Here is a 12,557-nt window from a genome sequence, read left to right on the forward strand (position 1 = left end):
GATGGGACTTTCCGGTTCCTAAAAAGGAATGTCGCCTTCGTCGTACGACTCAGCGAATGCGTCATTGGCGGATCCGGCATCAGCAGGCGCAGTACCACCGCCGCCGCCAGAGAGAACTTTGAAGCTGAACGCTTCAGCTGAAAGGAAGTATTTGACTTCGCTTTGCGCGTCCCGTTGCCATTTGCGGCCACCAAGCTGGTAGCTGATTTCAACTTCATCGCCGACGTTCATTTCGTCGACGGTATCGCAGGCGTCTCGGAGAAAGTCGATTGGAACGTAGTTGGTGAATCGACCGTTGTCTTTCTCAAGGACCACTGTTCGTTTGCGGAAACCTTTTTGGCCAAACGTTTTTGTTTCTTCGATAACGTGGACGATGCCCGTGATTGTTGAAGCTTCACTCATTTTTCTTCGGTCTGCGGGTTAGCGAGACAGACCGCCCTGTACAATTTGAATATTATTTTGACAATGTTGTCGGCAATATTTGACGCGTTGCCGATTGCATTGTCAAACCTTGATTCCCTTTTCTTGATCGCGAACATCATGCCGAAGAAAGTTGACTGGAGCTACCACCGCCGAGGCTGAAAGACCTGTACCAAAACGCAAGAGTTTCTTGCAAGTGCCGGGGTCGAATCCAAAACAGAAGTGGACGCGAAGAAGGAGACTCATCGCAAGGAAGATGCGATTCGAGTTCTCGGGAAAGCTTCAAAACTGCTTGCTGCACGGGGCAAAAAGGTCGTAGAAGTCGACTTGAAGAAAACTGAGCTGACCGAGGACGAGATCCTTAAACTCGTCCTTGGGCCAACCGGGAACTTGCGTGCTCCGACTTTGCTCGTCGGCAAGAAAATGATCGTTGGCTTCAACGAAGAAATGTACGAGAGTGTTTTTGCCTAGGCGGACCACCGTTTAGCCTTCGCGCGTGTTTGCTTTTGTACATGTTCGCATCGGCTTCTTTGAACGAATCCAGAAAGTCTTGCGAGAGATTCCACATCGACATGCCGATCGATGCCGAGACGCCAGCGGACTTGAAGTTTTCCAGAAGCCGACGTTTCAGCGAGACCGCTCCGAGGTTGTTGCACTCAACGGCAAGAATGCCAAACTCGTCGCCGCCCAGACGCGCCACGATATCCGATTTGCGAGTTGTCTCATCGAGGACTTTCGCCGCCAACTGAATCAGTTCGTCGCCGCGAGCGTGGCCTTCGGTGTCGTTGACTTTTTTCAGGTCGTCGACATCAATTGAAAACATGCAGACCGGATGCCCGTACCTGCGGCAGCGATCAGATTCGGCAGCCAACAACTGGTCCCACCCTCTCCGGTTGTACAGTCCGGTCAACTGATCCGTGATCGCGTCCGTCATCGCCCTTTCGGCTTTGCGATGATGTTCCTGTGCCTTAAGTTCGTTTTCCAGAATCTTGGTCAACAGCATGGCCATCATTTCGACCATTGGAAGCTGATCGATAATTTGATCGGAAACCGGTTCGGGGTCGATCGCGCACAGCGTGCCAAACAGGCTGCCGTCTTCTCGCTCAAGTGGTACTCCCACGTAGGCACCGATGGAAACCTGTTTGCCGATCGGAGCTGTCGCGTAGGCTGGAATAGAATCGGAACATGGCGCGATGCGAGGTCCGTTTCCTTCCACCATCCGTGAGCAAAACGAGTCCGTCCACTTGAAGATCTGACCGCTCTCCACATTGTATCCGTGGTCATTCGCGCTCAGGACAATCCAGTCGTCGCTCTCAACGCGAGTCACCATCCAAAGGTGGAACCCGAGTTGTTTATGGAGGTAGTCGAGGACTTCTCGGGAAGCTGTTTGGAAATCGTTTGAGAGAGATGTGCGCATTTTGCTTGGTGGGTCGAGGTGGGAAACCGGTGGCGATCACCATGGGCGGTTCAGCGACCGGTATTTCTAACGGTACGTCTTCTCAATTCACAATGTCAGGCTTTTCTGCCATCGGCCCTCAAAGGAGGGAATACCCGATTACGCGACACGGCGTGCTCAACGTGCAAAAACAACTGTTTCTGGATGTCAGCGACCCGTTGAAGGCTCATTTCGCCAGTTCGAAGTCGCAGCGGATGCGGAACTACTGTGAGTCCAAAACCAGGTCGCTAACGGATGGCAGCTGTTCTTCTTTCTCAGCCAACGTCATATTCAGCAAACCCGCAAGCTTGGGCAGATGGTCATTGAATCGACGTGTGAACAGCAGCGTCCCGGGCTCGCTTCCTTCGATGCAGATCTTGTTAACAATCATTCCCGGGTGAATCAGCAGTTGATGCTGATCTTTCGGAATCGCGAACGACCTGCTCGGAAGCAACATTCGGCTCTGGATCAACAGCCACGAATCGCCAACGTCAGAAAGCGACAGGCGCTCTCGAGCGGCAAACGGTCCAATTTCATATTGCGGGAAAACCGTAAGCGAATTCTTCTTGGGTTCGGCCCACGACTTTTGCACCATGGCCCAAACCGGATCGAACAAAATGCTTCTCATGTAAGTCACCTGTCGCTTGACCCAACGGAACGCCCACAGGCACGCCAGAAAAATGACCAGGTTCAGCATCGTCGCCCAGAAAGGACTCCAGGCGTAAACCGCCATCAACGCCGCGCAGGCGGATTTGTTTGCTGCTTCCAGCATCGCGTCGACAAACGGAAACGGCATCAGCCAGACGGAAACTTCGAAGAAGAACTTGATGGTGTTGATCACCAGAATGTTGATGATCGCGGCGATGGAGAACAGGACATCGGCTGACATTGAAACGAATCCGCACTCGAAAACCGGAACCATCGCCATCGCAGTTGTATCGCCCACGGGATCTGAAGTCGCTGAGGCAACCCGGATCACAATGATCGCAATGATGCCTGACCAGGCTTCCAGTTGATCAATCGCCTGACCAATCGGCTTGCTGACTTTCGTGAGTCGCGGAAGCGAAGTCACCACGGTCAGAATCACAAACGTCCACAGCACCGCCGGATTCTGCAGCACCGGGTTGTCACTGACGAAAGCGTTCAATGGCAGCCAGTCGCCACCGTACTGACTGATTCCACACAAACACGCCAAACCAAAAAACGGAGAGATCGCAATCGGAGCCAGCGGCCCCAGCCACTCCATCGCGGAAACCGTCCCGGCCAAACCCTCAACCAGCTCGTGATCGTCGGCCGACAACGGATCTGCCGTCAGCTCATCCGGGATCAATCCCTGCAGTTGAGCAACCTGCGTTTCCGATTGCACATTGAAATGCAGCAGCGAGCCGATCGAAACGACAGCGACGAGGATACAGATGAGTCGCAGCGCGAGTGTGTTGCGATTCAAATCGCTGGTTTTGCGATTGGGTGGGAAGTCGGAGAGCATGGGAAGATTTTCGTGGGGCAGAAATGGTTCCCCGGATTCTACGCAATTGCCGACCAAAACCGAAACATTGATTCACGGACACCGCGAAACCGAGAGGACACTTCTGGCAACATATTGCCGATCCCGTTGCGGAAGATGCACGGAAAAAATCTTCACCATTTCCTCAGACAATCCAGATAGATGTCCAGTTACCCGGTCGCGATGCTTTGGGGCAGTTGATTCCCATCAGCGATCTCTGTCCCAACACGGTCGTTTTGTTGAGTCTGCGACAAACTTCGGAAAATAAACCGCAAATCAATTTGGCGTTTCGGCCTTTCTCCAAAGCTGGAATTTTCCGAGACCAAAACGCAACTGGAAAATCGCAAGATCATCGTCCGGGTCAGAGGCGTGGTCATGAATGAAGGCGAGGTTTCTGGGGAAGTCGTCTCACACCGCATTTGAGACTTCGCGATGGATCACAAGTACTCCTTCTCGGTCGACGCGGCCCGTGCCGCAAGAAGGAAAGTATATTCAAGGAGGAAGAGCAAAGAGTGAATCAAGCTTTCCAACGAAAATTGGACGATGTTGGGCAAATGTCCAACTCAGTAGAGAAATAATCCGTGGTGTACAATTGACCAACTACGTACTTTTTAGCGACGCTGGATATTTCTCCACCGCCACGTTTTTTGTTATCTCTACATCACATCATGACCAATTTGTTTTTGCGTCGTCGTCTTTCCCGCCAAGCAAACAGAATCGCCTACGATGGTTTGGAGCTGCGTCGCGTGCTGACAGCGAATCTTCCGGTTAGTGTTTTCGTCGACGGGGCAGGTACGCTCATTGTCGCTGCTGACCCCGCATCAACCGAAACTGTTGTTTTCATCAGGGATTCTGACAATTCGACAACGGCCATCGAAATTCAGAATTGCCAGATGAATGCATCTGCCAGAGGTCCGCTCGACGATGATATCACCTGTAATTCATCAACAGAGGTAGGCGTTTCCACTTTTACATCGCTGCGTTACGTGGGGAATGACTTTGAGGACAACGTTAATCTCAATGTGACTCATTCGTTTACAGCTTCGATGATTGGAAACGGGGGCAACGATACATTGACGAAGAATCGTGGCAGAGGTTTCTATTTTACGTCGAGCCTGATCTACATTTTCAATCCCGATGCGACCGCAGGTGGCGAGGTCAGCGTATACGGTGGCGAAGGTGACGATTTTCTCCAGGCTGAAACCGCGATTGGAGGCGCGGGCGACGATCAACTACACGGCAATAGCCTCGACAACTATCTGCGAGGCAACGATGGCAACGATCAGATCTATGGGTACGCGGGGCAGGATACCTATCTGGGTGAGGATGGCAACGATACCCTGGCTGCATCTGCTGATGCGCTCGACGGGTACGGGACGTATGTTGGGACTGGCAGGATGTTTGGAGGTGAAGGCGACGATATTGTTGTTGGCTCTTTGGGAGAAGATTTCATCTCTGGAGGAACCGGCCACGACCTTCTGCGTGGCGACGCGGGCTATGGCTATGACGATTCGACGGACCATCGAGGCGGGAATGATCGCATCTTTGGCGGCGCTGGGAACGATGAGATTTGGGGTGTTGGCGGTGACGATCACATCGATGCCGGCAGTGGAGACGACGTCGTCAACGGTTCGCTTGGCAATGACACGATCTATGGATTTGATGGCGACGACACGCTGATGGGGGGGGCAGGCGACGATCGAATTTATGGGGGCGAAGGTGATGACACGATACTTGGTGAGAACGACGTTCTAATTTTTGATAGCGAGGACACCGCGAACTATGTTGACTACCTGAATGGCAGCGACATCATCAACGGTGGCCCAGGCAACGACAAACTTTATCCCGACAACGGCAGTTCAATCTTTTCCTTCCATCAGGTTACCTACGATGACGTTGTGGTTGGTGGTCCCGGGAATGACGAAATCGTCGCGTTTTTCGGCGAGGATCTGATCCTTGCTGGCGAGGGCAACGATACTTTTGACTCAAACGCTGCTCGTTTTTATTCGACCAGTACCCCCGTCGCGATTTTCACCGTCTATGGTGGTCCCGGTGATGACGTGTTGGACGGTGGAGCAACGCAGGACTATCTCTTCGGCGAAGCAGGTGAAGACACGATCTCCGGAGGGAGTTTTGGCGAGGACTATCTGCGCGGTGGCCCGGACAACGATGTGATCGTCGGCGGCGGTGACAATGATGTTTTGATCGGAGACGATGGCAACGATCGGTTGCGAGACTCAAGTGGAGACGACTACTTTTCTGGAGGCAATGGAGACGACTACGTTTCCGCAGGGCAAGGCAATGACAGAGTCCTGGGCGGCGAAGGCTTCGATGAACTGCTGGGAGGTGCTGGTGATGACCACATCATCGGAGGCACCGAAGCTGATATTCTCAATGGAGGTTCGGGATCCGATCGCCTTTTCGGCGGACTTGGTTTTGATCGACTGGCCGGAGAAGCAGGCGATGATTTTCTTTACGGCGAAAGCGGAAACGATACTCTGCTGGGCGACTCTGGCAACGACTTCCTCTCAGGCGGCAGCGAGCGAGATTTTCTCTACGGCGGCACTGGCAATGACTCGATGCGTGGAGGCGGAAGTGTCGATAGAATGTTCGGCAACGAAGGCGATGACTATATGCTGGGAGAATCGGGTGCCGATGTGATGTACGGCAACGATGGTAATGACCTGATCAATGGTGGATTGGGGGCCGATCGCATGCTTGGCGGAAACGACGACGACACATTGATTGGTGGTCTGGGCAACGACGAGCTATTTGGAAATCTTGGCTCTGACTTCCTCGATGGCCGCGAGGGCGCCGACGAATTAACCGGCGGCGCTGATCCCGACAACTTCTTTCGAGTCCAGCCTGCTGATGTCCTGATTGACTTTACAGTTTTAGATATGCTTGGAAGCTGACTCTTCTTTGATGTGATGTCAATTTTGGCTTTCGCCAGACCTGGCGCGTGCCAAGTCGGTCTCGATGTTTCCTTGGTTGATGAAGAAAACACGTAGGGTTGCCCAGTTGTGCGGTCGCGAACGTCAGCGGCGACTGATTGCAGAGGAGATGGTGGCAGAGCTATCTGCATGGATCGCAAATCTGGCGGGATGAGGAATCCGCAGATCGACTTGCTGGAACTTCGCGGTTGATTAACGCGATCTCAACTGTGAGTGTGAGCGCAAAATAAAAGCCCGCTGGTATGCGGGCTGAGCAGCTCAGGTTTTCGACGCGACGATTACTCGCGAGGACGGATAGCTCCGGTCAAGCCAGTGTAATCGCAGCGATCCTCACCGTGCCAAAGCGGACGGCCGTCAAGAACTCGCTGGCGAAGAGCTTCGATTTTCTCAGCACTGCCTGCAGGGGCATCAGTTGGAATGAACTCATCTCCCTCGTGTGGCACGAAATCCTCGTCGTGACCATACTCAAGAATCGCCTCGAAAACGTTGTTGATTTGCTTACGCGATGACATAAATGGACCTGAAAGTTGTTTCAAAAAGGTATTCGCTGAGTGCAATGAAGATTTGGAATTGGGAGAATCCAATTCCACGAGAGATTATGTTTCGTTCAATGTTGAGCAATCCGTTTCGCCCAAACCCACCCAGACAAACAGAAATTTTCCAGAGTCCATTCCGGAAGCCGGCTTTTCCGCGAGCCGGTACGGGAGGCATTATTGACGACTGAAGGGCGATGTCAAGAAAATTTAATAAACTTTGAACGCCATTTCAAAAGGGAGCAAAAAAGCGTCCGATCCAACACATTTGGTGAAATTTTTCCGGTTTATGCGACCTTGAGGATCAGCGATTTCAGACTACCCGAAAAATGGTTAATGGTTCTGTTGTCAACCAAGTGGCGTTTTAAGGTCCTCATGACCGGTGATGTGTCTGATCCCTGATTTGAGTGCCCAAATCTTTACTTGTCGAGACAAATGTGAAGCATTGGCGACCCGTAAATTGGGAACAATCGAAGGGCCGTCCAGCGACGAGACTTTTTTGAGCAGATGGCGGACAGTTTGTCCGAGGGCAGGCCGGAATTGTGGAAATGCGATGTTGGCTGAAACGAGAGCGTGAACGATCTAGAAAAAGAAGAACGCCGCGCAGGCGACTAACCGCTGGCGGCGATAATTGTTGGGCGTGACCACAAGGGGCTATTTCAGCTTTTGCTCTTTCGACGCGTTGCGCGTCTTTGGCACTTCGAAGAATCCAGAGAAACTGGCCGTTGCCGTCTGCTTTCGAATCGGCTGGCATGCATTGTCTGAGCAAACCTGTCCGCTGAACTGGACTTCCTGAGCAAGTTTTTGCAGATCGACGCCGGGTCGGACCACGATCGATGCAAAGAACTGAACTTGTCCTTTATGCTTCTCGATCCGTTGGTTGAAAACCGGATCTTTCTCGATCACATGAGGAGGCTTGTCAGAAACGAACTTGGATTGCACTTTCAGATCGTTCGAAGGCAAAACGGCCAGTCGCGTTGGCGCTGGCGAGCCTTCCGGGTTGAGCGAATAAACGTAGTAGCCTTCGTCGAGATCGATTTGCACAACCAGGTAGCCCTTGTTCGTGCCCTTTTCCAAGTGGATTCGACTGGTCATCTTCCACGGGCGGTCCGGTTCGATGACTGGAGATTTTTGCATTCCCGAGTTTTGCTGAACTTGCCCGGTCGGTTGAGTCGCCGGTGTCTGAGCCTTTGGAGTGTTGGGAAACGCTGGCTGAGTTGAAGGCTCTGAGGTCAGTCCTGGCCGAAACTGGCCTTGGCCCATCGCTGAATCATCGCCAAGCGTGCAAAAGCAAGTCATAAAAGCCGCGGCTAGCAGCAGGCTACGCATCACCATGGATTTCATCGGTCACATCCTTGTGGGTTTTGATCGGGCGTCCTGCCCTCTTCAATTCAATCGGACATTAGCAGGATCGTTCTGCCGAGCCAATGCAAATGTCCAGTTTGTTCTTAACCAAAGTTTCACAGCGTTCCCGGCCTTTTTCAACGCGGAAACCCACGTGGCAAGTCAAGGCAGAAATGAATGCATGCGATAGGCGTTGGCGATCGATTCAGCAGCGTCCGATCATCGGCTTATGAAGCATTGGCCAAGCGGGCGCGCGGTGATCTCCCAGACGCCGGTTTAGCAGCAGGATTCTCGGGATCCACGCAGCTTGAATGCAGAGTGCTGGCCCTTTGTGGAAGATTGGCGTCCTTCATTGGTGGATAGTGGCTGGTCAGTGCGTCGGTTTGTGAAATTGAGTCCATTTTGAGGTGAAACAGTCTCAAACACTGGACCAACCGGCCAGCACTGTTACGCTGTTGCCCATGGATGTCCTTCCGACCTTCCCGGAAGACCCCACCGAGATCATCTGCCTTGATTACTTCAGGATGAAGACCCTTCTAGCTCGACCGGTTAGACCCGTCGTCGGCGCATGTCGTTCCTGAACTGTTCAAAGCCGCCGTTTGTTGAACCACAGGAATAATCATGCGATTTGGGACCCCCCGCCTCCTCTGTTCGTCATCTATCGTTCTTTTCATTCTTGTTCAGTGTTTGTCATTGAACGCACAGACCGTCGTCCTAAGCCCGGATCAAATTCTGGCCGAAGCAACCAAAGCTTCGCTCGATGGAGATTACAAGACGGCTCTTGCGAAAACCCGTGAAGCCGGGAAGGCAGGTAGTGGCGATCTAAGTTTCGCGACACGCTATGTGACTGCTGTCGCTGCTATCGCTGACCTTTCCGACGATCGACATCGAAGCTCGCTGCTCAACCAGGCGCTCAAAGCCGCTAACGAAATTGAAACGGCCAAAGTCGGCGACGGCACAAAGGACGCAGAGTTTGCGTGGCACTATCTGGTTGCGATCGGCAAGCTGGCTGACTCGATTGCCGATACCAGCCCCGCCACCAGTGGCAAGCTGTATCTGGCTCAAGCGAAAGTCGCCGCGAATCTGAAAACCAATCCGGGGTTTCCGCAAGAGTCACTTTCTCTGTTGGCTGGACCGTTGATGGGCAAAGCTTTCGCCAAAGCGATTGCCAAAGACGCCGACGGGACACTGGCCGCAATGAAGCCTGCTTTCGAGGCCGGGTTCACGGACTATGAAATGCTGTTGGACAACGAATTCATCAAAGAGCTGAAGTCTGACAAGGTCAACGCTTTGGTAAAAAGCAAGTTCGTCGCCTACAAAAAAGGTCTTAAGAAATGGGCTCGTAACTCAGTCGCCAACTTCAAGTCTTTCGATTTCAAGTTCGACGTGGCTGACATCGAAGCCGGCCGGATTCGCAATTCTGATTTCCGCGGCCGCATTCTGGTTCTGGACCTGTGGGCAACCTGGTGCCAGCCGTGCCGCGAAGCAATTCCGCACTTCGTCAAGCTTGACAAAGAGTTCCGCAGCGACAACGTGGACATCGTTGGCATTTCGATGGACAACCCGGATGATCCGCGGAAGTCTCTGAAAGTCGTTCGCAACTTTGTGGACGACAACGGTGTCGAATATGCGATGGCGATGGGCAATCGATCGGTCATGAACCAATTGGCTCCTGGTCAGAAATTGCCAACAGTTCTGTTCATCGACACTCAGGGCAAAGTTCGCTTCATCGCTGAAGGCCCGCATAACTTCTTCCAACTGGCCGCGATCACGAATGAGCTGATCAAACAGGAAGAAGATTCTCCGACAAGCCTCCCGGCGATCCCTGCGTTATCCGGCCAGTTTTAGTCGCTGCAAGACAAGATGTATCACAGCACCAGCGAGTGAGTCCGGACGTCCGATGATTCACTCGCGGGAGAAGGCTTGATCGGCAGGCGGCACAGGCTTCCTGCCCGTGATGGCATCGTGTGGCACCGCCGATGATCCATCAGCGATTATCGGCAAAAACGCCCAAGACAATGGCCGCAGCGGCCATTGGTCGAAACTCTGCCTCGCATTCACTGGCGTTTCGGCATCGTCAAGAACTTGCTATCGTTCCGCGTCCGAATCTGACTGCGAGCAAGTTTGTGCGGTTCTCAATCCTTATCCTGTTACTGATTACGGGTTGCCACGCGCTGCCGACAACGCACAGTCTGCTGCCGCGGTCACTGGAGCTGCCGCAGAAACGGGAGATCGTCAGAGGTCAGCTTGTGATCCACTCAGACTTTCATCTTCCGCGTCGCCACCGATTGCTGGGGGAACTGCAAAGCCGTCGTGATGACGTGTCGCAACTGCTGAACATTCCGGTTTCGGACGAACCGATTCATATTTATCTTTTCGCCAACGAAGCCTCCTTCACCGACTACATGCAGCGAAAGCATCCGCTGTTTCCGAACCGCCGCGCGTTCTTTGTCAAAAATGATACTTCGCTGATGGTGTTCGCCTGGTGGGGGAATCGTGTCGCCGAAGATTTGCGTCATGAAGTCACCCATGGATACCTTCATAGTGTCATCAACGACTTGCCGCTGTGGCTGGACGAAGGCATCGCGGAGTACTTCGAAACGCCTCGCGTGAACCGAGGTTTCAACTCGCCACATTTTCATCTGCTGATCGAGAAATACGATTCCGGGCAATGGCAACCGGATCTTGAGAGGCTGGAGTCGCTACGCAAAGCTGGCGCATTGACGCTGATGGATTATGCAGAGTCCTGGCTGTGGGTACACTATCTGTTGCATCACGAGGTTGAGACAGCGGGCCTGTTGCAGCACCATATCGAGCAAGTTCGGCTTGATCCAGCGGCTGCAAAATCTCTTCACCAGCTGCTGACGGAATCCGATCGTGATGCCACAGAACTTCTTAGTCACCTTGAGTATTTGCGAAAGACCGTCAAGCCATGATCGTTTTGATCAGCGAAGACCTGATGATGTCGTCAACCGTTTCTGCCGCAGTCCGGGCCGAAGGCGGAACGTTTCGATTCGTCGCTTCTGTCGAACGGGCGAATGTAAAACTCGAAGGCAACAATTGCGAACTGTTGCTGGTCGATTTGCAAGCGAAAGATTTGGATTGGGACGCCCTGGCGGAACTGGTCGCTCGAGTGCCGCGCGCAGTTGCCTATGCTCAACACGTCAACGTTGACCTTCTCAGGCGTGGACGAGAGTTGGCGTTTGAAAGCGTACTGACTCGTGGTCAGCTACACGCTGGAATTGCTGAAGTTGTCACCGGCGCCGCGGAATAGCTTTCTTTGCCGCGTTCCGCATTCCGGAACGTCAAACGGTTCGGCCCGGGTGCTTACTTGAGCATCGCGCCAAACTTACGCTGCTCGCTTGACCTCAACGCCCGAGTCAAGTTTTCTGAGCTGGTCTTCGACGTCCAAAAAGTTAAACACTTCGTATTCGTCGTTGGGAAAGAACAGCATGACCTGTGACGATGCATGCAGCATTCGCGGCAAGAACTTCCACGCCGATGCAAACTCTTCGTCGGCGAAAACATCGCCCTGGTTTCCGCAATCGATGATCACCAAATCGGTTCGGAGGTGCGAGTTGGCGATTCGTTGGGTCGCGCTGCCGAAGTCTCCGGGGACCAACTGAGCTTTTGCACCAAGTCCGTTGAGTTGTCGGTGCATCTCGATCAGTTTGAGATTCGTTTCCGAGGACTCGCGAGCTTCGAACAGATCGACTCCGGTGTACCGAATCGTTTTGGCGCCACTGTATTTCTGAGCCACGCGAATCATTCGCTCGCACCGAACGCCTTCGCCAAGTCCGACTTCGACCAGCGAGCGAAACTTGTTCTTTTTTATGGCGCGCAACGCCAGTCGGTCGTTCGAGGGCTTGGAAAATTGACTCCACGTAAAATATTGCAGCGCTGAGATGGGCTTCATGGCCATGACCGTGTTTGCGTTTGCGTTCCTGTTCCTGGATAAAATCGGCACAATCGGTACAGCCGAAACAGGTGAATCGGAGAAACGCGCAAACCTGACGGAATCAGACGTTCTTCGCTGGTCGAAACAGATTGCTCAATCGTTACAGTTTGCCAGCCAACGACGGCTTGACCCGTGTTTTAGAAAGTCGGACACGCAAAGCAAACCCAATTCTTCAATGAAACGTATAGTTCCCGGCAGGTCTTCGACAGGATTCGAAGGAACCCCCCCCAACGCAAGACACTATTTTTGTTTTGCCATTCCTGCTGCTCTCCGCGCCCAAATGGATTCCGGCGTTTCCCTCCATGATGGTTTTCGAGAGGAATGTGCGCGCACTTCTCGTTGATTGAACCGGCGCGCACTGAGCAGCCCCTCCATGTCACGAAGCCGACAATCCAAAAGTGAACGCAGA

The 12,557-nt window shown here is 53.0% G+C and carries 11 protein-coding genes; 5 read left to right on the forward strand and 6 right to left on the reverse strand.

The features are described 5' to 3' along the window. Nucleotides 1–18: 18 nt before the first annotated feature. Nucleotides 19–402: a DUF3127 domain-containing protein gene (locus tag MFFC18_RS03730; RefSeq protein WP_075085145.1), complete on the reverse strand. Its 384-nt coding sequence runs from the start codon at nucleotides 400–402 to the stop codon at nucleotides 19–21. A gap of 240 nt (nucleotides 403–642) precedes the next feature. Here MFFC18_RS03730 and MFFC18_RS03735 point away from each other — a divergent pair, with 240 nt between their 5' ends. Beyond that, entirely contained in the window at nucleotides 643–891 is a 249-nt protein-coding gene (locus MFFC18_RS03735) for an ArsC family (seleno)protein (protein WP_084417204.1), read from the forward strand. On the opposite strand, the gene MFFC18_RS03740 is transcribed toward MFFC18_RS03735, so the two are convergent. Next, nucleotides 857–1,837 (reverse strand): sensor domain-containing diguanylate cyclase, encoded by a 981-nt coding sequence (locus MFFC18_RS03740; protein WP_075085144.1) that lies wholly within the window; start codon nucleotides 1,835–1,837, stop codon nucleotides 857–859. The genes MFFC18_RS03735 and MFFC18_RS03740 overlap by 35 nt on opposite strands. Nucleotides 1,838–2,078: 241 nt before the next feature. Next, complete coding sequence (locus MFFC18_RS03745; protein ID WP_148618619.1) at nucleotides 2,079–3,341, reverse strand: hypothetical protein; 1,263 nt, start codon at nucleotides 3,339–3,341, stop codon at nucleotides 2,079–2,081. Nucleotides 3,342–4,027: 686 nt separating this feature from the next. On the opposite strand from MFFC18_RS03745, the gene MFFC18_RS03750 reads away from it, so the two are divergent. Further along, complete coding sequence (locus MFFC18_RS03750) at nucleotides 4,028–6,274, forward strand: calcium-binding protein (protein ID WP_075085140.1); 2,247 nt, start codon at nucleotides 4,028–4,030, stop codon at nucleotides 6,272–6,274. A gap of 317 nt (nucleotides 6,275–6,591) precedes the next feature. Here MFFC18_RS03750 and MFFC18_RS03755 read toward each other — a convergent pair whose 3' ends face one another. Together MFFC18_RS03755 and MFFC18_RS03760 are read right to left on the reverse strand one after the other, a co-directional pair. Continuing rightward, nucleotides 6,592–6,825, reverse strand: a complete 234-nt coding sequence (locus MFFC18_RS03755) for a hypothetical protein (RefSeq protein WP_075085139.1) — start codon at nucleotides 6,823–6,825, stop codon at nucleotides 6,592–6,594. Nucleotides 6,826–7,500: 675 nt separating this feature from the next. Next, entirely contained in the window at nucleotides 7,501–8,190 is a 690-nt protein-coding gene (locus MFFC18_RS03760) for a protein-disulfide reductase DsbD domain-containing protein (RefSeq protein ID WP_084417203.1), read from the reverse strand. A 693-nt stretch (nucleotides 8,191–8,883) separates the two neighbouring features. Between MFFC18_RS03760 and MFFC18_RS03765 the strand changes: the two genes are divergently transcribed. From MFFC18_RS03765 to MFFC18_RS03775, 3 genes are all read left to right on the forward strand, one after another. Further along, entirely contained in the window at nucleotides 8,884–10,038 is a 1,155-nt protein-coding gene (locus MFFC18_RS03765; RefSeq protein WP_075085136.1) for a TlpA disulfide reductase family protein, read from the forward strand. A 170-nt stretch (nucleotides 10,039–10,208) separates the two neighbouring features. Next, nucleotides 10,209–11,126, forward strand: coding sequence for a DUF1570 domain-containing protein (locus MFFC18_RS03770; protein ID WP_157665184.1), 918 nt, complete (start codon nucleotides 10,209–10,211; stop codon nucleotides 11,124–11,126). Next, on the forward strand, nucleotides 11,123–11,464 hold the full coding sequence (locus MFFC18_RS03775) for a hypothetical protein (protein WP_075085134.1): 342 nt from the start codon (nucleotides 11,123–11,125) through the stop codon (nucleotides 11,462–11,464). The genes MFFC18_RS03770 and MFFC18_RS03775 overlap by 4 nt, the downstream gene beginning before the upstream one ends. Before the next feature lie 75 nt (nucleotides 11,465–11,539). On the opposite strand, the gene MFFC18_RS03780 is transcribed toward MFFC18_RS03775, so the two are convergent. After that, the gene (locus MFFC18_RS03780) at nucleotides 11,540–12,106 is read right to left on the reverse strand and encodes a hypothetical protein (protein ID WP_148618620.1); all 567 of its coding nucleotides are present in this window, start codon (nucleotides 12,104–12,106) and stop codon (nucleotides 11,540–11,542) included. Nucleotides 12,107–12,557 lie beyond the last annotated feature (451 nt).

Origin of the sequence: Mariniblastus fucicola, assembly GCF_008087665.1 — a bacterium.
In the GTDB taxonomy this organism is placed as follows: domain Bacteria; phylum Planctomycetota; class Planctomycetia; order Pirellulales; family Pirellulaceae; genus Mariniblastus; species Mariniblastus fucicola.